The following is a 24,613-nucleotide window of genomic DNA, read 5'->3' as shown; positions in this document are numbered from 1 at the left end:
CTTTCTGTACCGTTTTTTTAGAGGATAGATGCTTCAAACAGCTTAAAATCTAAATAATAAGACGCTAAAATAATTCCCAAAAACTTGGTGAAATGAGCCTTAAATAATGGCTCACAGCTTTACAACCGTTAGTTAAGAATCGGATTCACAAGCGATCATGTTTTACGTTATTATAGTCGATACGTCACTATAGTTCGATTATACTCGACGCTGTCTCGTTTGGGCACTTTAAAAACCTGTGCGCTATACCCAAAACCATACGGTACTAAAACATCTCAACAAACCCTAAGTTTTCACACCTCAAGGATAAAGTATGAAACGTGTTATCACACTGACTGGTCTGGCCATGGCCATTGGACTTGCCACTATGGGCGCACAAGCTGCCGACTATGTCGCCGGAAAAGACTATCGCGTGCTAGACAATCCAGAAAAAATCAGCGGTGATGCTATCATTGTTCGTGAGTTTTTTTGGTATGGTTGCCCGCATTGTAACGTTCTTAACCCACATATGGAAAAATGGGCTAAAAACAAAGACAAAGACGTTGCCTTTTTCAAAACGCCAGCAGCGCTTAACCCTGTTTGGGAAGCCAACGCGCGTGGTTTCTATGCCGCGCAGCTGCTAGGGTTTGAAGACAAGACCCATGACGCGCTATTTGATGCCATTCACAAAGATGGTAAGAAAATCTTTGACCAATCATCATTAAGCAAATGGTATGCATCGAAAGGCGTTAATGAGAAGAAATTCAATAGCCTTTATAATTCATTCGCCGTTGGGACGAAAATTGGTCGTTCACAAGCAGGCGCTAAGCGTTATCAGCTCTCTGGTGTGCCAGCAGTCGTCGTACAAGGCAAATACGTTGTCACTGGTGAAAGCGCTACTGTACCTAAAGTCGTTGACTATTTGGTTGACAAAGTGCGTGCTGAAAAGAAATAAGTTAAGTACTAATATAAATTAGGTACCGTTATAAATTAGGGACTAGCATTTATCTATAAGTGTCATTTGCACCTAAATGCTCTTACCCATAAAAAAGCCAATCACTTGATGATTGGCTTTTTGCATTTGCAGACTACTTTAGTTTATAAGTGGAGATATTGTATAAATAGTGGTCAAAGCTATTTAGCCGCTATCACCTTATTATTTTTCTTTTTTCAATTGCGACAAAATAGTGACTTCACGAATATAACTGGCTAAGTCTGCTTTAGACTCTGCCATCAGCTCATCATCTTGGGTATGTTTGGCGTACTCAATCCATAACAGTAATTGATACATACTATTTTGTTCAGATGCTTGGTACTGTTTAACGAACTGCTTAAGCGTCCCTTCATCATTAATATTTAAACGCTCGAACCAACTTTCTATTTTTGAGACCTGTTCTTTAGGGAAAAACGCATCAAATAATGCTTTTACCAATTCGTGGCGGTTTTCTTCACTAATCAGCTTACCAACGCGCTTGGTTTGGCGAATACGAGCATTAGCGCTGGTGATATCAGCCAATGCCATGAGTTCTGCCATAAAATAGTCACTGGCTGGCAGATTTTTGAGTTGCTTTTTCGATAAGCTGGCAAGTGGTATCGACAACTTCTGCAAGCGCTCATGGGCTTTTTTGAGTTCAGTGCGCGAGACGCGCATATCCTGTTCTTTCCAGTCAATCATAAAAGCTTTCCAAAATAATAAATAATAAAATTAACAGGAGCATGTCCTCATTTTAGAAATAGTAATAAAAATGAAGATATGCCCCAGTGTTTACCAATAACTACCAACGATTTTTTTCACGATGTTTCGCCAGCACTTTTATACTTTGCGGCATAACATCGGCAAGACGACGTTGTAAATTATCGGTGATGAATACTGAACGATGCTTACCACCAGTACAGCCAATAGCCACTGTCACTGTATGGCGGTTATTGTGTAAAAATTCGGGTAACCAACGGGTTAAAAACTTATCTATATCATCAGTCATCTCAGCCACTTCTGGATAGTCGGCAAAAAATGCGGCAACTTCCGTGTCTAGACCTGTCGAAGTACGCAATTCAGGATTCCAATGCGGATTCGGCAAAATTCTCACATCAAAGACAAAATCTGCATCAATAGGACTGCCATATTTAAAGCCAAAAGACAGCAGATTAATCACAATCTGATTGTCCACGCCGACATGTTCACGCAAGCTGTCTTTCAATTGATGAATATTCAAATTGCTGGTATCAATTCTGATATCGGCATGACCTGCGATAGGCTCTAACAGCTCCACTTCTTTTTTAATCGCGGCAGGTAGATTAAAAGCAATATGCTTGGCATTATCACTATCGATATCCTGTGACATCAGCGGATGTACGCGGCGTGTCGCATTAAAACGTGCTATCAAAGTACTTTCTTGCGCGGTCACATACACCACTTTGACCGCATGCGCCCCGTATGTTTTTTTTAGGGATGCATGCATCTCTGCAAACTTGGATAGATCCGCTCGCGGTGTTCGAATATCAACGCCAAGCGCAATACGACGAATCCCACTTTCATTGACCAGTTTATGCGCAGCATCCGGCAATAAGGATAACGGTAAGTTATCAATAGAATAATATCCTAAATCTTCTAAGATATTTAATACTGAGGTTTTACCTGAGCCTGAACGCCCTGATACCACTAGGATACTGAGCTTATCGGTTGCTATTTTACACGCTGCCTGCTCAGATTGACTGTTATTTTCACCCTGACTCACATCCATGATTCACCCATTCTAGTCCATTGCATCCTGCAAATTACTATGTCACAACGATTGATCCACCGTCACCAATTGATTGTCTAACAAACGTGCACGTCCTAGCCACGCAGCAACTAGAATCATTAAATTCTTGTTTTCTACATTGAAAATAGCAGTATCATTGGTGATTGACTCTAACGTATCGGTTTTAATGTCTAAATAATCAATAATGAAGCCAGCATCGGTAATACGCTGATGCGTTTCTGCTAACAACGACTGAACAGCTTGTTGGCTCTGTTCGCCTTTTTCTAACTGCTTTGCTAAATATTGTAGCGCTTGATGGATAACAGGTGCTACCTCACGTTCAGTAACACTTAAATATTGGTTACGCGATGAGAGCGCCAAACCATCTGCAGCGCGGACAATAGGTGCCCCTATAATTTCAATCGGATAACTTAAATCACGTACCAATTGTTTAATAATCGCTAATTGTTGATAGTCTTTTTGTCCAAAAACAGCAATATCCGGTTGTACGATATTGAACAGTTTAGAGACGACAATACCAACACCGTCAAAATGCTCAGGGCGTGATTGACCACATAATTGAGTGGCAATAGCTCCCGCGAGAACGGAGGTTGGCGGCGGTAAGGCTGGGTACATCTCTTCAATACTGGGCGCAAACACATAATCAGTATCGACCGTTGCTAGCTTAGCGACATCCTCATCAAGCGTGCGAGGATAACTATCAAAGTCCTCTCCCGCGCCAAACTGAGTAGGATTGACAAAAATACTAACCACCACGATATCAGCATGTTGCTTGGCTATTTTTACTAATTCAAGATGACCAGCATGCAGATTGCCCATCGTTGGCACTAAAGCGATACGTTGTGGGCCATCTTGATTGTCAGTTTTTTGTCCACGATAAGACTGTAAAGCAGTACGCAATGCGGAGATATGATGATGAATGATTGGCATGGTTAACTATTCTTCTACTGATAATCGTAAAAACTAAAATGTTAGCTAAACTGGTGCTGCTCGGTTGGAAAACTGCCTTCACGTACTGACTGCTGGTAAAGGGCAAATGCGCCTTCGATACTGTGCGTGCTATTACGCTCATCGGTCAAAAAGTCATGAATAAAGCGCGGGACACGGCCGTGCGTCATACCTAGCATGTCATGCATGACCAACACTTGACCATCCGTATCTGCACCAGCACCAATCCCAATAACTGGTACTGCGACGGCTTCCGTCACTACTTTTGCAAGCTCAGCAGGTACGCACTCTAACACTAGCAGCGCAGCACCTGCCGCAACGACTGCTTTCGCATCAGCAAGCAATTTATCAGCCGCTTCGTCACCACGACCTTGGATTTTATAACCACCAAACACATTGACTGATTGCGGTGTTAATCCTAAATGCACACAAGTAGGCGTCCCTGCTTGCGCTAAAGTCGCGATTAAATCGCAAAGCTCACTACCGCCTTCAATTTTAATCACATGCGCGCCCGCCTGCATCAGCTGGCGACTATTGGCAACCGCTTCTGGTAGGGTGACATAGCTCATAAATGGTAGGTCAGCCAAAATCAGTGCGTGTTTATTGCTACGGGCAATATTGGCTGTATGATAAGCCATATCATCGACCGTGACAGGCAACGTAGAATCATGACCTTGCACCACCATACCCAAACTGTCACCGATTAAAATGGTATCAATCTCTGCTTTCTCCATCATGCGTGCAAACATCGAGTCATAGCACGTTAAGCAAGTGAACTTGGTACCGTCTTTTTTAAACTTTTTTAAAGTAGATAACGTCGTCATATGATCCTCAATTAACCTTTAGTACCTTTTAGCACCTTTAGCTGTCTCTAGCTATTATTCTGATTGTGATCAAAACTTTTAGCAATCTTTTGGTATAAGTGTTTTACCTTAAAAGAAGTGAACGCTGTCACTCTTTTATAGTAGATTGGCTACAGTAGTTTTAAGCCTGTCCAATCTTTGCTAGGCGAATAATCATCTATCGAATTTCCAGCAATGATAAGCGCTGGGGCTAACTCTCGCAGTGGTAATAAGACAAAATTACGCTCAAACAATCCAGCGTGCGGTACGGTTAATTGTAGCTCAGTGATTTGCGCCTCACCGTATAACAAAATATCGACATCCAAACTACGCTCACCCCAACGCCGTATTCGTGCACGCTTAGCCTCTTTTTCTAACTGTTGACAGTAAGCAAGCAACTCAAAAGGCAGCAATATCGTCTCAAACCCAGCGACGGCATTAACAAAATCAGGCTGATCTTGCGGCCCCATAGGCGCTGAAGCGTAAAACGAAGAAACTCGAACCGCACGTATTTGCTTATGCTCTTGCATCGCTGCGATTGCCTGCTGCAAATGTTCTACTGGTGAACCCAAGTCGTTAGACAAATTGCTACCCAGACCTACGTAGCAGGTTACCCAATTCGCGTTGCCCGCATCGTTAGTAATATTAGACATTGTCAGTACTAGGCTGGCGACGGCGACGTTTCGATGGGATAGGTCCTTTATTGTCATTCACACTACTCGTACCAACATTACCGTTAGCAGCTTGGCTGGTTTTAGCAGACTTTGCTTCTGTCGTTCTAGCTGGTTTTTTAGCGCTTGCAGGTGTCGTAACCTTCGCCACTTTTTTGCGCTCAACCGTTTTTTTAGCCGGAATATCTGTTTTATCAGTAGGCTGGGCTGCTGGCTTAGGTGCTTTTTTTGCATACTTTGCTACAGCTTTAACGTCGTTGTTAGTCGTTACTTGCGTCTCTGTATTACTAGCAATATTTATACTATCTACACTCGGCTGACGACGGCGACGCTTATGCGGTATCGGCTCATTATTCATACTGACGAGCGATGGCGACCTTGCTACCGAGCGAGCCACAGATGAAGGCATGACCTCTGACTGTGTTGCTTTTGGCTGCTGAGCTTGATTTGAGCGATCAGGTTTACTGTCAGCCTTATTATAAGAGTTAGCATCAGAACTGGCATCCTGATTTTTTAGTGCTTTCTCAGCCGATACATTTTTATGGGCAGGTTTTTTCTGCGCCGCCTCTTGACGATTATTAGGCTTATCGCCATTTGATAGCTGCTTCTGCAATGGCGGCACGACTTTTTCATGCTCAATTACAAAGAGTGGTGCAGGCTTGGAATGATGGCGTTTATTTGCCGCTTGGTTACTGCTATTGGCAAGGGATAGCTGTCGTAACTGAGCAAGCTCATGGCTGTCTTGACTTACTTGCTGCGATTCATAGTGCTTGTTGTTATTGCCACCAGATTGCTTAACAGAGGCTGATTGACTGACAGCGCGGCGACGGCGTGCTGGAATATTTGACGGGTCATTTACCATATTCTGATCATTCCTACCCTGCTCAGCAGTATCATTGGCTTTGCTGTGCTTGGTATTTTTTTGATGAGATATTGAGTGATCGATGCTATTTGACTCTGAATTTTGATGATTACGCCCACGACCACGCTGCGCTTGTTGCCCTTTTTTATAGGCACCGCGACGAATATTTTCATCAAAATCATCAATGGCTTGCTGCTGCTCTCGTTCAGACAATGTCTGATAGGTCTGCCACCAATCGCCCATACCATTGGTCGACTCTGATAACGGATGCTCAGCATCACCGCATTGCTCACGCAATAATAAAAAGTCAAAACCTGCGCGAAAGCGTGGATGCTCAGAGAGCTGGACGATTTGTTTGCTACGCGGGGCTGCAAGTCTTGGCTGCAATATCCAGATATCACGGATAAACTGCTCTGCAAATTTAGGAATCGCGGTCTTGATACGTTGACGATCAATCACTTTACCAGCGGCGTGCATTTGCGCTTCAGCAAATGGCATATTGCGCTTCTTGGCTTTTGCCAACTGATGCAGATAGTTTTCCCACAATAGCGCAGCATAAAAGAACGCCGGATTGATACTTTTGCCCGCAGCAATACGTTTGTCGGTATTAATAGCGACTTGATTGACCAATGCGCTTGGCTCAGATGGTGGGTAGATGATTAAGCTATCAATCGCCCCCGACTCAAACAATAGCGGCAATAATGGCACCAGATAACCACCGGTAAACATCTTCTGCGTCTCATCATAGAGACGATGCGGTGATATTTGCTCAAGCAATGCCCAGTTGCCATCATGAAACTGATCGGCTAACTCGTCATCAAACTCAAAACCGAGTTTGGCTTTGAAACGTAAAGCACGCAACAAACGTACTGGATCTTCTTCGATACGCACTGGCGCATGGCCAAGCAGACGAATGATTTTATTATCAATGTCGTCAAGCGCACCGCAAAAATCATGAACCACGCCTTTAAGTGGTTGATAATAAAGCGCGTTGATAGAAAAATCACGACGAGAGAAGTCTTGTTTGATATCACCCCAAACATTATCACGCAGGATCATACCATCTTGATTGGTATTAGCATCATTGGTTGGTGGACCACGGAAGGTAGCAACCTCAATCAACTCACGGCCTGAATACACGTGCGCCAACTGAAAGCGGCGACCGATAATGCGGCAGCGCTTGCCAAAGACGTCTTTGATCTCATGCGGCTTGGCATCGGTGACAGCGTCAAAGTCTTTTGGACGTAAACCCAATAAGGTATCACGCACGCCGCCACCGACGATATAGGCATCAAACCCAGCTCGGTTTAAGGTGGCAATCACTTCAGTAATGGAATTGGGTAATTCAGATTTATTCAGTTCTAACCGCTTGGCGGCACGCTCGGCCATGCATCTACTCCTCGCCGGTATTCTTTAACCACCCCTGATGAACACAGCGTTTATCAGGCGGATGTACCTGCTAGTTTAACAAATTTTGCGCCTAGTAGGTGTGTTATGACTGATACTTACGTGCTATTTTGTCAATATTGGGGTTAATTAAAGCAAAATACTGCTCTTAATCTTGTACGCGTAAACGTCCTCGATTTTTCTCAACCGTTTTTGCACCGATACCCTTGACCCTTGCTAACTCATCCACTGTCTTAAAATCACCAAACATCTCACGATATAAAATAATCGCTTGGGCTTTGCTGCTGCCGATACCATTTAGCGAAACGAGCTCACCTTCACTAGCACGATTGATATTAATGATGGCTTGGTCACGTACCTGTATTTTGGCACTTTCTTGCGCCAATAGATATTCATAAGCCCTCTGAGGATTATCAAAACAAGGCGCAGCTTTAACACTGTTCAACATAAAAACCGCCAATATTAGACTGAAAACAGCCATATTGACCAAGCTAACAAACGAGGCCTTATGATAAGCGTTCATGACGATCGTTCATATCGTTTCGCCGCTTCCCACAGTGCATCCATCTCTATTATATCGCTGTCTTCTAAACACTTACCAGCCGCGGCTAACTGCGCTTCAATATAACCAAAACGTGATTTGAATTTATGCACACACGTTAAGGTGGCTGCTTCTGCATCAAGATTGAGTTTACGCGCCACATTGACGAGCGCAAACATACAATCACCCAGCTCTTTTTCAATATCACTAATATTGGCTTTGCTTATGTCATATTCAGCAGCGTCTTTTGATTTATCTATCAATTCAGCCTTTAACTCGGCAATCTCTTCATCTAACTTATCTACTGCCCCTGCGACGCCTTCCCAGTCAAACCCTAACTTTGACGCCTGTTTTTGCACATCTTGCGCTTGCATGAGCGCACTGCCCGCCTTGGTATTGTCTAGACGACGTTTTGGTTTGCCTCGTGCCTCGCGCGATTGCTGCTCTTCTGCTTTGATCTCATCCCAGCGTAATTTTACTGCTGCATCGTCTTTTAAAGTTTCGGCTTCAAACACATGCGGATGACGACGAATCAGCTTTTCTTGTAAAGTGGCTATAACATCGCTCATATTAAAGCGACCTTGCTCCGCATACATCTGACAATGAAACACCACTTGCAGCAGTACATCGCCTAGCTCGCCTTTGATACCTTCATCGTCATCGCTTTGTACCGCTTCGCCTAGCTCATAGGCTTCTTCAATCGCATAGGGAATTAGGCTGTGATTGGTTTGCTTTTTATCCCACGGACAGTCAACACGTAGCCGCGCCATCAAAGCCAATAAATCGTCTAATTCACCACTAGCAGTTGGCGTTCCTTGTGCTGGTGTAGGCACTGCTATTTTATTGTCGAGAGTATTCATAAGGGAGGCTCTTATATTTTTGCTTATCGTTCAATTTAGCAGTTAGTGTATCATTGAACCTTGATTGGCTTATAATCGTGCTATCTGCTTTATTATCTTACCATTGCACACGCGCAAGGAATTTTATCATTATGTCTACGTCTGCGACCATTCGTTATCAGCCAGAAACTGCATTTAATCCCATTCTTATTGATTCATTTAAAGCTTATGATATTCGCGGCGAGCTTGGGGTAAATCTAAACGAAGCCATTGCTTACCGTATTGGTCGTGCTTTTGCACAGATTTTATTTCAGCGTTATGGTGCGGCGGTTGAGGCTCATGACAATGATATGGTAAATCTAAAACCTGCCATCGTTATTGGTAGTGACATTCGCCATTCAAGCGAGCAATTAAAACAAGCGACCATCGCTGGTATTCTCGATGCTGGTGTCGATGTGATTGACTTGGGCATGAGCGGTACAGAAGAGGTGTATTTTGCCACCAGTTATTATCAGGCGTTGGGTGGTATTGAGGTCACAGCCAGTCATAACCCTATTAACTATAACGGCTTAAAATTGGTTAAGGAACACTCAAAGCCGATCAGTGGCGATGATGGTTTGGCAGAGATTCAAGCATTGGCAGAGTCTGGGAAATTTACCGCTACTAATACTCTAGGAAAACTGCAATTACTAACTGATAAAAGCGCTTATATCAATCATGTCATGACTTTTATCGATACCGATAAGCTCAAACCCCTCAAATTAGTGATTAACTCAGGCAATGGCAGTGCGGGACCCGTGGTTGACTTGTTGATTGAAAAGCTTGCACAAGCTGGTGCGCCAATTGAAGTAATTAAACTGCATCATACACCAGATGGCAGCTTCCCCAATGGTATCCCCAATCCTATGATTGAAGCCAATAGAGTGGCGACTCAGCAAGCTGTTTTGGAAAACAAAGCAGACCTTGGCATTGCTTTTGATGGTGACTTTGACCGCTGCTTTTTATTCGATGAACATGGTGAATTTATTGATGGTAGCTATATCGTTGGGATGCTCGCTCAAGCATTCTTGAATAAGTACCCAAATGAGTCAATCGTCTACGATCCACGTGTCATTTACAATACTGAAGCCGTGATTAAAGAGCATAACGGTAAGGCTGTCATCAGTAAATCTGGACATTCATTTATTAAGCAAGTCATGCGTGACTCTGGCGCTGTTTATGGCGGCGAGATGTCTGCCCACCACTATTTTCGTGACTTTTTCTATTGCGATAGCGGCATGATTCCTTGGCTGCTCACCATCGAGCTATTGGCTGTCACCGGTAAAACCTTGTCAGAATTGGTCAGCGGTTATATTGCAGCCTATCCAAGCTCAGGCGAGCTTAATTTTCGTCTCACAACAAATGATGCGCCAATGATTATTAGTGCTATTGAGGAAAAATTTAGCAGCGAAAATCCGACCAAATCAATGCTTGATGGCTTGAGTCTTAACTTTGGCGAGTGGCGCTTTAATCTGCGAGCCTCCAATACCGAACCACTTATCAGATTAAACATTGAAAGTCGTGGCAATGAAGAATTGTTAGCTATTAAAATTCGAGAGATTCAACAGTGGCTAGCAGCGCAAGGTGCTATACCAGCGTAAATGAATACGACTTAATATGGGTGATTTCGACTAAAAATCAAAAAAGCTCGCTGATAATTATCAACGAGCTTTTTTAGTAACTGAAAAACTTGAATAACGCTATTTAGACCGACCAATGCCCATATAGTCACCTACCAGACTATCGATCTGCAATCGTGTCAGTGCATTTTGCGCATCAAATACTGGCATCGCGTGTTGATTAAGCTTGGCAATATCTAGTTGATCTTGTGGCGACCAACTAATGATAAAAATCGCCTGTGCGGCACTTAGCTGCTGATAAGGATTATTAATCAATTGCAGTAATGATTGCTGGTGATAAAGCATAGCAAGTTCATCTTGTGCTTTATCGCTATACACCAAAGTACGAATATTATAAGACCATAATAACGCTAGTAATGGATGTATGGCTGAGCCTGCGGTACGTCCTGAGCCTGATTTATAACTACCGCCCCAAATCATCACCGTTTTATTGTCAATAAAACCATCAAAATATTGCCAGAATTTGCGGAATATCAGCTCTTTTTGGTCTTCGTTGATGTGCATGACTGACTGCAACAGCGGCATCTCTAAACTGTGCGTTTGGCTGGACTGTTGTAATTTAGCCAGCTCGGTCGGTAGTGTGTTACCACCAAAGCCCCAGCCTGCTTGCAGATAACTGCTGCCGACACGCGCGTCTAGCCCCATGATACGACTGACTTGCTTGATATCGACCTGTTGACTGTCCGCCAAGCGTGACATCTCATTCATAAAACTCACTCGCGTCGCCAGCATCGCCATGATACTGCTACGGGCAAACTCTATCGTTGCGATATCAGCGTGATGAGCGGCACGCGCATGCTGCATTAACGGCTTCAATACTTCTAGATGCTGGCTACTGTTGGCTGTTTTTTCACCAAGCAACCACAGTGAAGGATTCAACATTGAGCTATAAGCATCACCATCTTGCAAGAATACAAACGGCACATAGTAGACCCATGCTCGCTGCAAACGCTGAGACAATGCTGAGACAACCCCTAGTTTCTCAATGCCACTTATAATCACGGGTAACGATTGCTGATGGCTGTGGTTGAAGGCAGTAATCCAGCTGGCTTCTGCCCATACTGGCTTGATACTGTCTAAAAATAACCAATAAAGCGCAACGGTGCTTTGGTCGTCAACCTTACTAATCTCATTACTCTCATTGCTCTCATTGATGTGACGACTGTCACTAAAATTTGTCGTTTCATAATATTGTATTAACGTGTCAGCGCTAGCCGGTAATGCTGTACTAATTATAACCTGCTGCTGCTCATACATCTGCCACAGTGCTTGTAAATGATGCTCAAAGCCGTATTGTTGTATTTGCTGCGTCAATAGCTCAATATCTGCATAAAGATGCACGCGCTGACCTAGACTTGCCAGCACCACGGCGCTAGTAATGGCCTCAATGCTATGACCAATAAGCACACAAACTTGCTTGCTTGCAGTGCTTTGTGGTTTAGATTCATGCGTATATTTAGGTGTATTGTCATTTATAGAAACAGCGCTCATGCGTTCACCTTTAATGATTATCGACTTAGTAGCAAAACGATCAAGACAACTGCTGAATATGTTTTAACAGCTGGTTAGTGGAGCTGTCAAATTGGCTCTCGCCTGCTTTCTGCATGGCATCATGAACGGACTCTGCCATCTGCTTACCCATCTCAACGCCCCATTGATCAAACGGGTTAATATCCCAAATGCTGGCCATGACATAGACTTTATGCTCATAAAGTGCAATCAGTGCTCCCAAACTGTGCGGCGTTAGCTCGTCGATAAGTAGCGTGGTTGAAGGCTGATTGCCACGGTAATATTTGTATTTATCAGCGGCAGAAGCTACTTGAACCTCAGACTCTTGGAGCGCGGCATTACCAAAAGCCAGCACTCGGCTCTGTGCTAGACAATTGGCCAAAGACAGCTCATGCTGCTGCTGTAATGGCGCGTTTTGCGATTGACCACTATAGCGGCGCACACAAGCGATAAAGTCACAAGACACCTGCTGTGTGCCTTGATGTAGCAACTGATAAAAGGCATGCTGCGCATTGGAGCCAATTTCACCCCATAGAATCGGGCATGTATCATAGTCAATATGATCGCCATGCTGGGTAACCGATTTACCATTACTCTCCATCTCAAGCTGGGTTAAGTAGCTTGGTAAATAGCTGAGACGACCATCATAGGGCAATACGGTATGAGCATTTACCTGTAAAAAGGTACTGTTCCAAACAGCAAGCAAACCCAACAATACTGGTAAATTTTCCGAAAAATCAGCCTGAGCAAAGTGCTCATCCATACTATGCGCACCAGCCAATAATGCTTTAAACCCATCTATACCGATACGAATAGCAATAGCAAGACCAATCGCTGACCATAAAGAAAAACGACCGCCAATCCACTCCCAAAGCTGCAGCTGGTGCTCAGGATGAATACCCCAAGCACGCATTTTTTCGCTGTTAGCGGAGATACCAATAAAGTGGCGGCGTAGCACACTGTCTTCAGTACCTGCACGCAGCTTGGCAGTGGCAAGCAGCCATGACAAGGCTGTCTTAGCATTAGATAACGTATCAACCGTACCAAATGACTTGGACGAGATGATAAACAAGGTCGTTTCAGGATTGAGGTGCTTCAGCAAATTATCAAGCTGAGTACCGTCCATATTAGAGACGAAATGTACTTCAATGTCGGTATCTGCCCACTCATCTAGCGCGGTCGTCGCCATAAGCGGCCCAAGGTCAGAGCCACCAACGCCAATATTGACCACATCCGTGATGGCTTTACCAGAAAATCCGCGCCATGTACCACTACGGACACGTTCAGATAAACGTGCTACTTGCGACAGACTATCATGCACATCAGCGACGACATTTTGCCCATCAACGTCTAGTTTGGCAGACTCTGGCAATCGTAGTGCTGTATGCAAGGCAGCACGCTCCTCGCTAGTATTGACCATCGCACCTTGCATAAGTGCATCAATCCTTGTGGGCAATTCACAGCTTTCTGCTAGCTGCAAAAGACTTGCCAGTACCTGCTCGTCAATACATTGCTTGCTATAGTCCATATATAGCGCGCCAGCTTGCATGCTAAAGCGCGTTGCACGACTGTCATCTTGTGCAAACAAAGCTGCCAGTGACCATGGCTGCTTTGCTAGCATTTGTAGCTGCTGCCAGTATTTAGAGTTTCGAGCACTGTTATAAGCGCTATTGCCCTTTATCTCAGCCATCAGCTATTCATCTTCTACTAATTGCTGCTCGGCAAAATATATAAATGCTTGCATATATGAGCGCATATCACCTGCATCATAGCTATCGCCGCGCATGGTCGTGACATTCACGCCGTATTCACTAATCAAGGCATCAATCGCATCGGTCAGCTGAATTTCACCACCGACCGAGGCTTCGGTATTGGCCAAATAGTCAAAAATGTGATTGCTAAAGACATAACGACCAACGACTGCTAACTTAGAAGGAGCATCGGCTAAGTTAGGCTTTTCTACAAATCCTGCGACTTTGAAGCTGGCATTACTATCTGCTTCACCATCTTCCCTGCTCTCCTCACTAAACGCTTCATGCAGTTTGGCAATACCATATTTATGCACATCTTCATCAGCGACTTTATCGACCAATATCTGTGAATGGTTATCTTCAGCAAAAGCATCAATCATAAAGGCTAAGTTATCAGCAGCCATATCGCCCGTAAAAGGATCAAGTACAACGTCGGGCAATAATACGGCGAAATCGTGCTCACCAATAATGGGGCGAGCCGCGAGTACCGCATGACCCAAACCTAATGCTTTACCTTGACGTATCATCGATACGGTCACATCGTCTGGCAGCCAGTTTAAGCTATCGGCTAGCTCATCTTTACCTTTATGACGCAGCTGGTTGTCCAGCTCAGCATTGATATCGAAGTAGTTTTCAATCGCGCTCTTTTGTGCATGACCAACCAAGACAATATGCTTAATACCAGCAGCAATCGCCTCTTCAACCACATAATGAATGGCAGGACGATTGCCAAGTGGCAATAGCTCTTTTGGCACAGCTTTAGACAATGGCAACATACGGGTACCAAAGCCTGCAACAGGGATGACGGCGTGAGTTATTTTTTTCATAATTTTTAAACTTTATTAAAAGAGGTGTGAGATAAAGGTTATATTTTATAAAAACTAAGCTAGATTATAGCCATTCGGATTCGTACTTTGCCACCGCCAGCTATCTTGGCACATCTCAGTAATTGATAATCTTGCTTGCCACTCTAACAGGTTTTTCGCTTTATCAGCACTCGCGTAGCAGCTGGCTATGTCACCTGCGCGGCGGTCTGCGAATTGATAAGGAATTGGTTGTCCAGAAACGTTAGAAAATGCCGTTACTAACTCTAATACAGAAGTCCCTTTACCAGTGCCTAAATTAATCGGTAAAAATCCTACTGGTGCCACTTGTCGCTCTAAATAATTTAACGCAGCGACATGACCTGTTGCCAAGTCAGTGACATGGATAAAATCACGCACGCCAGTACCATCAGTAGTTGGATAGTCATTACCAAAAATATTAAGTTTGGCAAGCTTACCAACAGCGACTTGCGAGATATAAGGCATCAAATTATTTGGGATATCATTAGGGTCTTCACCAATCTGCCCTGATGGATGCGCCCCTACTGGATTAAAGTATCTCAAAGGGATGAGATTCCAGCTTTCATCCGATACAGCAAGATCTTCTAATATGTGCTCAACTACCAGCTTGCTCTGACCATAGGGATTGGTGCAAGAGCGCTTTGAGTTCTCATCAATTGGCAATACTTCAGGATCACCATAAACAGTCGCAGAAGAAGAAAAAACGAGGTTTTTGACATCATACTCAGCCATCACTTCTAGCAAGGTAATGGTACCACTGACGTTGTTATTGTAGTATAGCAATGGCTTGGCAACAGATTCACCAACTGCTTTTAGTCCAGCGAAGTGAATCACGCCGAAGAAATGATGAGATAAAAATACTTGTCTAAGTGACTCAGCATCGCGAATATCGCCTTCGATAAACTCAATAGGCTGACCAATGAGAGTAGAGGCACGATTGATTGCTTCACGACTACTATTAGATAAATTGTCGTAAACTACAATCTCATAGCCAGCTTCATGCAGTGCGATACAGGTGTGTGTGCCAATATAGCCCGCACCACCCGTGACTAGTATCTTGTTTTTCATAATATCGACCCATTATTTTTTAAAGCTATTATTTTTCGAAGTAGATATTCGTTTTTACTCGTAAATGCAACTATACTGGGAACGATAAAACATTGCCAACGTAAATGCCCCAATCATGCCTATCTGCTCTTCCGCTATCAATCTAAGCCAGCCAACATATTATGAAATTTAACGCTTACATCCGACCGCTATTATCAGGTTATTATAAACATAATCGTCAGCCAAAACAGCGTTTGGCGTTAGTCGTTGGTATGCTGCCATGGCAAGACTTGGTTGGTGATTGGGTATTGGAGTCGTCGCATATTCAAATACAACGGCATTTCGATATGCGCTACTTCGCTATGTGGTTGAAGCCATTTATCAAGCATGTAAACCCTGTTATCTATATTTGGGGTTATAAAGCGCCTGAGTATTTTATTGATTATATCCGCAAGCAAGGTCTAGATATTTTCTTTTTAGAAGATGGATTTATTCGTTCAGGTCCTGATGATGAGAGCGATGCGCCACCATTATCTATCGTCATGGACAGTCAAGCACCTTACTTCGATACCACGCGTCCAAACGATTTGACTGATCTCATCGCCAACTTTGACTTTGAACAGGACGGCTATGATGAAGCACTAGCACAAGAAATGCTCAATTATTACGTTTCTCATCGCGTGAGCAAATACAACCATCAGCCTTATGTCAATGTCATACCACTATATGGCGTTAAGAGTAAAAAACGTATATTAGTATTAGGCCAAGTGCCGCATGATGATTCATTAAAATATGGTGGCGGTATTGGTATTACGTTGCTTGATGTGGTCAATCAAGCAATTGAAGAAAATCCTGACGCACAAATCATTGTGAAACCACATCCAATGACACTCGATGATTTATCTATCGTCCATATACTCACTGAGCTAGATTGTCTTATCCTTACCCAGCCTATTCATTTGGTCGATGCTTTAGAAACAGTCGATCACGTATATACAATTACGTCATTAGGTGGCTTTGAAGCATTATTGAGAGGCAAAAAGGTCACCGTATTAGGGCGACCTTTTTATGAAACTCTGTGTCAAACAGAAAATACTAGATATCAGTACTTCCTATTATGCTACCTATACAGTCAACAAAGTCACTGTGTAATATTGGCATGAATTTTCAAGAATGTAGAAGAATCTTCTATCAACTTAGAGTTGCCTTGCTCAATCAAGATTTTATCAGCCAATTCACGTAAAGCACCAAAACCACCTTTGGTTTCCAGCACTAAATCACATTTAACCTTGACATACTCAGGAGCATCAGCAACAGCCACTGCTACACCACAGCTGATAAAAGCTGGTAAATCAATAGTATCATCACCGATATAGACAGTATTCACTTTAGTAGTGTTTGCACGCTGAATAATCTCTTTACAAGCCACTTCTTTATTTTTGATACCTAGCAGAAAAATATCAATTCCTAAGTCAGAAATTCTTTTTCTCAAAGACTGTGAATCCCTACCTGATAACACCGCCACCTTCACTCCAGCTTGTTGCAAAAACTTAATACCTAAACCATCGCGGACATGAAAACGCTTAATACATTCGCCATTTTTATCATAATAGATACCACCATCTGTCAATACACCATCGACGTCAGTAATAACTAAATTAATACTAGAAAGTAAAGACTTAGTGCTATCTAATGCTAACGACTGACCTTTAAGAATAGCGATTACTTTCTCCAAATCTTCTGGAGTATCAACGCCCGGACCTGTCTCCATTACCTCAAAAGCATGGATATCTATGTCACTATCAAGTAATCTTAGCTGCTCAAGCTGCTCTGCTATCTCAATACTAGATTCATCTAATTGAGCATATCTCTCTAAAATAGACTTACGATAAGCATATACACCGATGTGTTGCTTATAGTCAGTCTGTACTTCTTTATCTCTAATAAAAGGTATAGGGGAGCGACTAAAATAGCAAGCACGACCACTGTGAGATGTTACCACTTTGACTGTATTAGGATCTTTAGCCTGATGCGCACTAATAGAATGATAAAGCGTTCCAACTTCAATTAATTTATCTGCTGTCATAGCACTAATTAGCAGCTCTAGATCCTCAGGACGAACCAAAGGCTCATCGCCCTGCAAGTTGATATACAGATCAGCATCAATTTTACTCATTACTTCTACTAGTCGGTCAGTACCTGAAGCATGAGTTGAGCTTGTCATCACTCCCTTGCCACCAAAACTGTTAACTACTGAAAGAATCCTTTCATCATCTGTGGCCACTACTACGCTAGCGCCTTTAACAGATGCTGCTTTCTCATATACATGCTGAATCATTGGTTTACCCAAAATATCAGCAAGCGGCTTGCCGGGAAACCGTGAAGATGCATAGCGTGCAGGGATAATAATTGCAACAGAGTCCATCTAATACACCTTTAAATACATTTTATTGAATATCAATGCTTGGTAATGATTTGATTAAATCATCAACCTGCTTCATCTGTTGCAAGAATGGCTCTAACTTATCTAGTGGCAGTGCACTTGGCCCATCACATTTAGCTTCACTAGGATTTGGATGTGCCTCTAAGAATAGTCCTGCAAGTCCAGCAGCCATGCCAGAACGAGCCAATTCTATAATCTGGTCTCTGCGGCCTCCTGATGCATCACTACCTGAGCTTCTAGTCTGTAGTGCATGCGTCACATCAAATATAATAGGTAAATTATTACTGACACGTTTCATTACACCTAGACCAAGCATATCGACCACTAGATTGTCATAACCAAAACAGCTGCCACGCTCACAAAGCATTAATTTATCGTTACCCATCTCGTGAAATTTATTAATGATATTTTTCATTTGCTCTGGACTAAGAAACTGCGGTTTTTTAATATTAATCGGCCGACCTGTTTCTGCTATCGCTTTTATCAAATCCGTCTGGCGTGCTAAAAAAGCAGGTAACTGCAAGATGTCAATTACTTCAGCTGCTGGCTGACACTGATATATTTCATGGACATCTGAAATAATGGGTACCCCAAAAGTCTCTTTAACTTCTTGTAAAATCTTTAACCCTTCATCTAATCCAGGACCACGAAAAGAATGTATTGAAGATCTGTTTGCCTTATCAAAGCTCGCCTTAAAAACGTATGGGATACCAAGCTTTTGTGTGATGTCGACATACGCCTCACAAGCTCTTAGCGCAAGGTCTCGTGATTCAATGACATTGATACCACCAAATAAGACAAAAGGCTTGTCATTACCAACGCTAATAGTTTCAGTAATTTTCATATCATACTTCCTCATCGTTATGACTATAGCAGCCATTTATATTTAGTTAATGCCTGCTTGCACTAAGTCACGTAAAGCCAATACCCCAACCAATTTGTCATCTTCTAATACGATAAGCTGATTGACCTTTTTTTGTCTCATGATGTCTAATGCTTCTGAGGCCATCATGTCCGGATAAGCTGTAATCGGCGTGTTTTTCATCACACTCGCAATAGGCTGATCCATATCCTGATTGATCGTGAGCAGTCGACGAATATCACCATCTGTTAGTACGCCATAGCCCTGAACATCATCTTTGACAACTGTCATGCCCAGTCTTTTTTCGGTAATCTCAAATAAAGCTTCGAGAATACTGGTACTGCCTGATACTAAAGGAATCTCCTCGCCTGATTTCATCAAGCCACTGACATGGGTCAATAGCTTCTTACCTAAAGATCCGGCAGGGTGTGACAAGGCAAAATCTTCAGAGTTAAAACCGCGAGCTTCAAGCAAGGCGATAGCCAATGCATCCCCCAATACCATAGTAGCGGTGGTACTTGAGGTAGGCGCTAACCCTAACGGACAAGCTTCTTCAAAGTCGCCAAGCGTTAGGGCAATATCAGCTTCTTGTGGTAAGCGACCTTGACCATTTTTGCTAATGCTGATTAGAGGAATATTCAGATGCTTGATAACGGGCAAGAGAACATTGATCTCATCACTGTTGCCTGAGTTTGAGATAGCCAATACGACATCACCTTTTACAATCATGCCTAGGTCGCCATGACCCGCTTCACCCGGATGCACAAAGAATGCAGGCGTGCCAGTAGATGCCATAGTTGCAGACATCTTACGGCCGACTAGGCCTGACTTGCCCATTCCTGTGATAACAAGACGCCCTTTGCAGTTTAGGATAGTTTCGCAAGCTTTTTGAAAATTTATATCAATATCTCTTTTTAAAGATTTTAGAGCATTTATTTCAATATCTATTACTTCTCTTGCGCTCTTTACATATTTCATAAAAATCTACATATCTCATATCAAAATTTATATTATATTATTCAAAATAATTTACTGCCTTCAATATTGTAGCCTTATCAAGTAAAGCATCATGCGTAGCATTTTCAGTTCTTTTCACTATAAAATGAGATCTGCGCTTAAGGAGTGAATGTATTAAATTCTCAGCTGCTAATTTATCTGCCATATAATTACCGTACTCAATATATATATTTACTACTTCGTTATATCGATAAACTAATTTATCTAAATCATACCAATCATCACCGATTTGACGTATTATCTTCTCCCAGTTCCTATAAGCATGAGCTTGCGCAGAGGAATAATCAACCTGTGGGTTACTAACTATAGCGGAATTTAATGATAGATAAAAAGCAAAATAAATTGCTGCATAACCTCCCATAGATGAACCGATAGCAAATACTTGATTCGACTCTACATTACATAAGCCCATATACTCTTTTATAATTTTAGCGTATTTATCTCTTTCAGGCTTCTGTGGATTGCCAAGATAATATTGAAGCGAGTCATCCTTTATAAATAGATAGCTACTTTCATCCCAACTTTCATTTTCATCCCAAAACCAGCTATATCTATCATATTTATCAACATGCATACTTGAAAAGAAAACTAATAGTCTTTTAGGTTTTGAACTTGGGTAAAATATTACCTTTTCACCCAAAACCTCATTAGTATATTTCTCTCGAACATAATCCTTGTCCCATTTCATAACATTTTTATCCTTTCTAAAAAATAGAATCATAATCCTTATAAGGTATGTAAGGTCTAACAAAAGAACCATCACTACAGTTGAAAAGACCTATATTCTTTTCAGATAGAAAATTAAATGCCTTTCTCAGATTAAAAATCTGTACAGAAATAAATGGATCTGGAAATTCTATTGCTTTCTCTTTATAAAAGCGCATGCTGCCACTCATATAATTCAAATCCACCCCCAGTAAAAATATATCCTTGCAACCCAAATAATATGCTAATTGAATCGCAAGCATAGTAGTTGAACATCCAAAATAATACCCATATTCTAAATTCCCACTAAAACCGTCTCTACCTATAGCTCTTATATAATAAGTTCTATTAAAATACTCCTTATCATCATATGCCTTAATTTCCTCACGAAATACTCGTATAGTGTTTTGATCTAACATAGCAGTTGCACAATCACGTTTGTTAGAATTTGTAATAAACCTAACATCTGATACTACATAGTAATTAGATTTTATATTGTATTTTTTCTCTAAGATAGTAGACGAATTCATTCCTATTATAATATCATTTTTATTTATTCTAGAAAGATCAAAACTAGAGAGGGAAGGGCCATTACCCAAGATAAACACTCTGCTACCTTCTTCTAACCCACATAAAGTATTTATAGAATTATGAGTCATGAAGAACCTCATTATATATTTTTTTATATTGAGAGATTAAAGCAGAAGGATCTAAATTATTCTTTGCATAATTAAAAGATTTCTTTTGATAATCTCTTATTAAATCATAATTAGCCACTAGATTTAATATATCTTTTTTAAAATCTTTTGTATTTGTATAATAAAATGGTATTTCTTCATTAGATTTTATTGATAGATTAAATATAGATTTTGTAAAATAATCAGCAGCATTTATTGTTAGGTTTCCAGCCGTTAAACCCTCTAAAGAAACCTGATGAAAAGAGCCTGTTACAATCTCATCAATTGTAATATGACAGGTACGCCTTATTTCAAACAAAGTATCTGGCTTCATATTACTAGCATTTATATACTTTATCATACCAATATTATCTAGACTTTCTAAAACCTCTACCATATTTTTCGAATATTTATTATTCCATCTTCCAGGACGTAAGTGTGTAGGAGAATAAATTACTCTAACTAATTCATCATTTTGAATTAGATTTATAGATGGTTTCCTTACAATTATATTTGGCACTGGGATAAATTTCTGATATATGCGTGGTTGGTACTGTGCAACCGTTAAATGCTCTTCAAATATTCCTTCAAATTTTCTATATTGAGGAAAAAATAGCGGACCTTCCTTTAAGGGACTATGTATATGATATATATATTTACATCTATCATTAATTCTAAATATTTTTTCAAGATTTTCCTCTTTTATTGAGTTATGTATATGAACAATATCTGCGCCTTCAATAAAATGATTTATGATTTCTTGATTTAGCACTTCCTCGTTATTGAGGACAAGAGAATCTCTAGTAAACTCTTTATATAACGTACCGTTATTTGGATAATCGCTCTCAACTATATGTTTTGAGTTATAGTCTACAAGATCATTAGTCAAATTAGATATGTTAGCAGGAGATCCAACTAGTGGAGTATTAGACCAGTGTACTATATTAATGGATGACATTGAACCTTACACCTTTCTTTAGTAAAAACATCAAATTATCTTCAACATTTATATTTTTATAAATATCAGAAACTACTTTAGGATATTTATTATATATAGACTCAAGCAAACCTAAAGATACAATATCTGAAAATAAATCTAAACACATATCATGAAAGTTATTAGATTTTAGATCAATATTTTTATCTTTAAGCATAATAAATCCATCATAGTCTGTATTATTAAAATCTTTAAATATCTCACTTTGACTATCATGATAACCTAGTATCGGCAATAAAAAATCCAAATCTCTATGCACATTGTCTTTAATAAATTTATCGATAGAACTTTTCATTCCTAACAAATCTTCATAAAGATAAATAGTTTGATAATCATATTTCTTAAATTTCATATTAGAGTAAGTAACTATATTAGTAGAAGAGCGACTTACTTCATTAACTTCTGAACCTGACGTATAAACAATTATAATATTCTTTTCATATAAACTATAAGTAAAAAGGTCAACTATATGATCAGTAGGGTTAAATAATATAATATTTCTAAATTCATTTAAGTAAGAAAGATTGCCATAATTAACTTTATCAAATAAATTAAATCTAGGTAAATGACTATCGTGATTTACTTCAAACTTGCCAATGAAATTATTCGAAGACATAAACAGTTTTTCTTTGTTCTTCTTGTAAACACTTTCCAATCTATATATTTCATCAATACTACTGTTACTAAATACTATTAAATTAGAGTTCTTAGGGATATTTACTTTTTTGAAAGTTATTTCCTCATTTTTTTTTATATAGAAGAAAAACCCTTTGTTTAATGTAAGTCCCTTATTACTAATTAAATTATTCGAACTAATTTCTGTTGATTTTTTTTTATTATCACTACTTGTATTAGCAGTATTTGACATATCTGACAAAAAATATTTATCAACAGCGCTAGTTAAAAACACATTTTTTTTTATAAATTTAAAATCTCTTAAAAAATGATAAGGATCTTTAATAGCTTTTCTGCTATATTTCAGCATTTTTCTTGAATTCCCGTTAGTAATTTCTTGGTCTAATTTAAGATATATAACGTTTCTATAATTATCAATCTTTTTTTTCATTAGTATTGATTTCCTATGTTTAAACAAAAGAGGATAAGTAGTTAATATATAGTAAAAATAATCCAATAAAAACCTGTCAGTACTAATGTTTTTTCCTACGATCATATCTTTAATATGAGAAGAGTACATATTGTTAATATTTATAGACAAAGAATTTTTACTCACAATATCTGCATGATATTTTTTATCAAAAATAATAGATTCAAATTTATGTTTTAAGTCATGTTTAGAGAAAGATTCTACTGTGTAAATATATTTTTTATCTATATATTCAGTTGCTCCAATGTGCTTCCAAGTTAATACTTTAGTACCACATGCAACACTTTCAATTGCTACCATCGAGAAACTTTCATAATAACTAGGAATAATACATAGGTAAGACTTAGAAAGATAATAAAACTTAGTTTCATCGTCGATTATTTTTTTGAAAAATATATTATCATTTTTTACATTTGGAACATCAGGTACAAGCGCAACAAAAACTATGTCCTTGTTATTTTTAAATTTTTCAGCTAAGTACTCAAAGTAATAAATCCCTTTTAACTTCTGCCACCGTCCAAGAAAAACTATTACTTTTTTATCTTTAAAAAAACCTTTTTCATGAAATGTAGGTTTATAGTTTATGACACTTTTTGAACCTTCGAAAGATACGGGATTCGGCATTATAGAGACATCTTTTGGTAAGGTATTAAAAGCCTTAGTTACAAAGAGATTTATTTTCGATGGAGATGATACCCAAAGTGCCTTATTTATTTCTTTTTGTTCATCTAGTAATATAGATTGTTCAATACTCAATCCTTGAATAAACTTACCTATAGTTCTTGAACCGTGTAATCTAATATGTATGGGGTACTTTTCGTCTATATACCTTGAGGTAGTATATGTTTCTGGAAATTCAATACAGGCTATAGTGTTAAAATCATGACTATCCAGTTCCTTTTTTAATCTTTTAGAGAAATTTTCGATTGTTTCATTACCATTTATACTTATGATATAGATATCGAAATCTTTACACAATATCTCTTCTGCATATTGAACATACTTAGTTATACCACTATTAGGAGAATTAATAGGATCTACAAAGAAATATTTTTTCATAACATATTCTATATAAGAAAAGACACCCCATTGTAGGGGTGTCTTTGTTTCTTTGCAATGCAGTTT

The 24,613-nt window shown here is 40.2% G+C and carries 22 protein-coding genes; 3 read left to right on the top strand and 19 right to left on the bottom strand.

Features of this window, described 5'->3' with window-relative positions:
- Positions 1 to 313: 313 nt before the first annotated feature.
- Positions 314 to 934 carry a thiol:disulfide interchange protein DsbA/DsbL gene (locus I3252_RS04800; protein ID WP_045443155.1) on the top strand — a complete coding sequence of 207 codons (621 nt, stop codon included), beginning with the start codon at positions 314 to 316 and terminating at the stop codon, positions 932 to 934.
- A 201-nt stretch (positions 935 to 1,135) separates the two neighbouring features.
- On the opposite strand, the gene yjgA is transcribed toward I3252_RS04800, so the two are convergent.
- The 8 genes from yjgA to mazG all read right to left on the bottom strand — a co-directional run bounded on the left by yjgA (position 1,136) and on the right by mazG (position 8,872).
- Positions 1,136 to 1,654: a ribosome biogenesis factor YjgA gene (yjgA, locus tag I3252_RS04795; protein WP_045443152.1), complete on the bottom strand. Its 519-nt coding sequence runs from the start codon at positions 1,652 to 1,654 to the stop codon at positions 1,136 to 1,138.
- 100 nt (positions 1,655 to 1,754) lie between these two features.
- Positions 1,755 to 2,720, bottom strand: a complete 966-nt coding sequence (gene rapZ, locus I3252_RS04790) for an RNase adapter RapZ (protein ID WP_238034384.1) — start codon at positions 2,718 to 2,720, stop codon at positions 1,755 to 1,757.
- Positions 2,721 to 2,762: 42 nt separating this feature from the next.
- A complete protein-coding gene (gene panC / locus I3252_RS04785; protein ID WP_238034383.1) occupies positions 2,763 to 3,671 on the bottom strand; it encodes a pantoate--beta-alanine ligase in 909 nt (302 codons plus the stop codon).
- A 41-nt stretch (positions 3,672 to 3,712) separates the two neighbouring features.
- Positions 3,713 to 4,513, bottom strand: coding sequence for a 3-methyl-2-oxobutanoate hydroxymethyltransferase (gene panB / locus I3252_RS04780; RefSeq protein WP_238034382.1), 801 nt, complete (start codon positions 4,511 to 4,513; stop codon positions 3,713 to 3,715).
- A gap of 149 nt (positions 4,514 to 4,662) precedes the next feature.
- Positions 4,663 to 5,184 carry a 2-amino-4-hydroxy-6-hydroxymethyldihydropteridine diphosphokinase gene (gene folK / locus I3252_RS04775; protein WP_238034381.1) on the bottom strand — a complete coding sequence of 174 codons (522 nt, stop codon included), beginning with the start codon at positions 5,182 to 5,184 and terminating at the stop codon, positions 4,663 to 4,665.
- Entirely contained in the window at positions 5,177 to 7,453 is a 2,277-nt protein-coding gene (gene pcnB / locus I3252_RS04770) for a polynucleotide adenylyltransferase PcnB (RefSeq protein WP_238034380.1), read from the bottom strand. Before pcnB ends, folK begins: the two co-directional genes overlap by 8 nt.
- Before the next feature lie 166 nt (positions 7,454 to 7,619).
- On the bottom strand, positions 7,620 to 7,919 hold the full coding sequence (locus I3252_RS04765) for a ComEA family DNA-binding protein (protein WP_238034379.1): 300 nt from the start codon (positions 7,917 to 7,919) through the stop codon (positions 7,620 to 7,622).
- 71 nt (positions 7,920 to 7,990) lie between these two features.
- Positions 7,991 to 8,872, bottom strand: a complete 882-nt coding sequence (gene mazG / locus I3252_RS04760) for a nucleoside triphosphate pyrophosphohydrolase (RefSeq protein WP_238034378.1) — start codon at positions 8,870 to 8,872, stop codon at positions 7,991 to 7,993.
- 131 nt (positions 8,873 to 9,003) lie between these two features.
- On the opposite strand from mazG, the gene I3252_RS04755 reads away from it, so the two are divergent.
- Entirely contained in the window at positions 9,004 to 10,491 is a 1,488-nt protein-coding gene (locus I3252_RS04755) for a phosphomannomutase CpsG (protein WP_238034377.1), read from the top strand.
- A 99-nt stretch (positions 10,492 to 10,590) separates the two neighbouring features.
- On the opposite strand, the gene I3252_RS04750 is transcribed toward I3252_RS04755, so the two are convergent.
- Genes I3252_RS04750 through galE form a run of 4 tightly spaced genes read right to left on the bottom strand, consistent with a single transcriptional unit; the run spans position 10,591 to position 15,703 of the window.
- A complete protein-coding gene (locus I3252_RS04750; RefSeq protein WP_238034376.1) occupies positions 10,591 to 12,021 on the bottom strand; it encodes a UDP-glucose/GDP-mannose dehydrogenase family protein in 1,431 nt (476 codons plus the stop codon).
- Between the two features lie 40 nt (positions 12,022 to 12,061).
- On the bottom strand, positions 12,062 to 13,729 hold the full coding sequence (pgi, locus tag I3252_RS04745) for a glucose-6-phosphate isomerase (RefSeq protein WP_269129627.1): 1,668 nt from the start codon (positions 13,727 to 13,729) through the stop codon (positions 12,062 to 12,064).
- 3 nt (positions 13,730 to 13,732) lie between these two features.
- The gene (locus I3252_RS04740; protein WP_238034375.1) at positions 13,733 to 14,617 is read right to left on the bottom strand and encodes a UTP--glucose-1-phosphate uridylyltransferase; all 885 of its coding nucleotides are present in this window, start codon (positions 14,615 to 14,617) and stop codon (positions 13,733 to 13,735) included.
- A 54-nt stretch (positions 14,618 to 14,671) separates the two neighbouring features.
- A complete protein-coding gene (gene galE / locus I3252_RS04735) occupies positions 14,672 to 15,703 on the bottom strand; it encodes a UDP-glucose 4-epimerase GalE (RefSeq protein WP_238034374.1) in 1,032 nt (343 codons plus the stop codon).
- 161 nt (positions 15,704 to 15,864) lie between these two features.
- Here galE and I3252_RS04730 point away from each other — a divergent pair, with 161 nt between their 5' ends.
- Entirely contained in the window at positions 15,865 to 16,845 is a 981-nt protein-coding gene (locus I3252_RS04730) for a hypothetical protein (RefSeq protein ID WP_238034373.1), read from the top strand.
- Here I3252_RS04730 and kdsB read toward each other — a convergent pair.
- The 7 genes from kdsB to I3252_RS04695 are packed head-to-tail and all read right to left on the bottom strand — an operon-like array spanning position 16,824 to position 24,547.
- The gene (gene kdsB, locus I3252_RS04725) at positions 16,824 to 18,107 is read right to left on the bottom strand and encodes a 3-deoxy-manno-octulosonate cytidylyltransferase (protein ID WP_238034372.1); all 1,284 of its coding nucleotides are present in this window, start codon (positions 18,105 to 18,107) and stop codon (positions 16,824 to 16,826) included. The genes I3252_RS04730 and kdsB overlap by 22 nt on opposite strands.
- Before the next feature lie 22 nt (positions 18,108 to 18,129).
- Complete coding sequence (gene kdsA, locus I3252_RS04720) at positions 18,130 to 18,984, bottom strand: 3-deoxy-8-phosphooctulonate synthase (RefSeq protein WP_238034404.1); 855 nt, start codon at positions 18,982 to 18,984, stop codon at positions 18,130 to 18,132.
- A 27-nt stretch (positions 18,985 to 19,011) separates the two neighbouring features.
- Complete coding sequence (locus I3252_RS04715) at positions 19,012 to 19,965, bottom strand: KpsF/GutQ family sugar-phosphate isomerase (protein WP_238034371.1); 954 nt, start codon at positions 19,963 to 19,965, stop codon at positions 19,012 to 19,014.
- Positions 19,966 to 20,002: 37 nt separating this feature from the next.
- Positions 20,003 to 20,692 (bottom strand): hypothetical protein, encoded by a 690-nt coding sequence (locus I3252_RS04710; RefSeq protein WP_238034370.1) that lies wholly within the window; start codon positions 20,690 to 20,692, stop codon positions 20,003 to 20,005.
- A gap of 16 nt (positions 20,693 to 20,708) precedes the next feature.
- Positions 20,709 to 21,368 (bottom strand): 6-hydroxymethylpterin diphosphokinase MptE-like protein, encoded by a 660-nt coding sequence (locus tag I3252_RS04705; protein WP_238034369.1) that lies wholly within the window; start codon positions 21,366 to 21,368, stop codon positions 20,709 to 20,711.
- Positions 21,358 to 22,344: a hypothetical protein gene (locus I3252_RS04700; protein ID WP_238034368.1), complete on the bottom strand. Its 987-nt coding sequence runs from the start codon at positions 22,342 to 22,344 to the stop codon at positions 21,358 to 21,360. Before I3252_RS04700 ends, I3252_RS04705 begins: the two co-directional genes overlap by 11 nt.
- Complete coding sequence (locus I3252_RS04695) at positions 22,331 to 24,547, bottom strand: glycosyltransferase (protein WP_238034367.1); 2,217 nt, start codon at positions 24,545 to 24,547, stop codon at positions 22,331 to 22,333. Before I3252_RS04695 ends, I3252_RS04700 begins: the two co-directional genes overlap by 14 nt.
- Positions 24,548 to 24,613 lie beyond the last annotated feature (66 nt).

Source organism: Psychrobacter sp. Ps4 (assembly GCF_022129285.1).
Taxonomy (GTDB): Bacteria; Pseudomonadota; Gammaproteobacteria; order Pseudomonadales; family Moraxellaceae; genus Psychrobacter; species Psychrobacter immobilis_A.
Note: the sequence above shows the minus strand (reverse complement) of the source record. Positions and strands in the feature narration are given on the sequence as shown.

Coding starts and splice junctions, on each gene's coding strand:
- I3252_RS04800 (WP_045443155.1), top strand. CDS start 314: ATGAAACGTGTTATCACACTGACTGGTCTGGCCATGGCCATTGGACTT.
- yjgA (WP_045443152.1), bottom strand. CDS start 1,654: ATGATTGACTGGAAAGAACAGGATATGCGCGTCTCGCGCACTGAACTC.
- rapZ (WP_238034384.1), bottom strand. CDS start 2,720: ATGGATGTGAGTCAGGGTGAAAATAACAGTCAATCTGAGCAGGCAGCG.
- panC (WP_238034383.1), bottom strand. CDS start 3,671: ATGCCAATCATTCATCATCATATCTCCGCATTGCGTACTGCTTTACAG.
- panB (WP_238034382.1), bottom strand. CDS start 4,513: ATGACGACGTTATCTACTTTAAAAAAGTTTAAAAAAGACGGTACCAAG.
- folK (WP_238034381.1), bottom strand. CDS start 5,184: ATGTCTAATATTACTAACGATGCGGGCAACGCGAATTGGGTAACCTGC.
- pcnB (WP_238034380.1), bottom strand. CDS start 7,453: ATGGCCGAGCGTGCCGCCAAGCGGTTAGAACTGAATAAATCTGAATTA.
- I3252_RS04765 (WP_238034379.1), bottom strand. CDS start 7,919: ATGTTGAACAGTGTTAAAGCTGCGCCTTGTTTTGATAATCCTCAGAGG.
- mazG (WP_238034378.1), bottom strand. CDS start 8,872: ATGAATACTCTCGACAATAAAATAGCAGTGCCTACACCAGCACAAGGA.
- I3252_RS04755 (WP_238034377.1), top strand. CDS start 9,004: ATGTCTACGTCTGCGACCATTCGTTATCAGCCAGAAACTGCATTTAAT.
- I3252_RS04750 (WP_238034376.1), bottom strand. CDS start 12,021: ATGAGCGCTGTTTCTATAAATGACAATACACCTAAATATACGCATGAA.
- pgi (WP_269129627.1), bottom strand. CDS start 13,729: ATGGCTGAGATAAAGGGCAATAGCGCTTATAACAGTGCTCGAAACTCT.
- I3252_RS04740 (WP_238034375.1), bottom strand. CDS start 14,617: ATGAAAAAAATAACTCACGCCGTCATCCCTGTTGCAGGCTTTGGTACC.
- galE (WP_238034374.1), bottom strand. CDS start 15,703: ATGAAAAACAAGATACTAGTCACGGGTGGTGCGGGCTATATTGGCACA.
- I3252_RS04730 (WP_238034373.1), top strand. CDS start 15,865: ATGAAATTTAACGCTTACATCCGACCGCTATTATCAGGTTATTATAAA.
- kdsB (WP_238034372.1), bottom strand. CDS start 18,107: ATGGACTCTGTTGCAATTATTATCCCTGCACGCTATGCATCTTCACGG.
- kdsA (WP_238034404.1), bottom strand. CDS start 18,984: ATGAGGAAGTATGATATGAAAATTACTGAAACTATTAGCGTTGGTAAT.
- I3252_RS04715 (WP_238034371.1), bottom strand. CDS start 19,965: ATGAAATATGTAAAGAGCGCAAGAGAAGTAATAGATATTGAAATAAAT.
- I3252_RS04710 (WP_238034370.1), bottom strand. CDS start 20,692: ATGAAATGGGACAAGGATTATGTTCGAGAGAAATATACTAATGAGGTT.
- I3252_RS04705 (WP_238034369.1), bottom strand. CDS start 21,368: ATGACTCATAATTCTATAAATACTTTATGTGGGTTAGAAGAAGGTAGC.
- I3252_RS04700 (WP_238034368.1), bottom strand. CDS start 22,344: ATGTCATCCATTAATATAGTACACTGGTCTAATACTCCACTAGTTGGA.
- I3252_RS04695 (WP_238034367.1), bottom strand. CDS start 24,547: ATGAAAAAATATTTCTTTGTAGATCCTATTAATTCTCCTAATAGTGGT.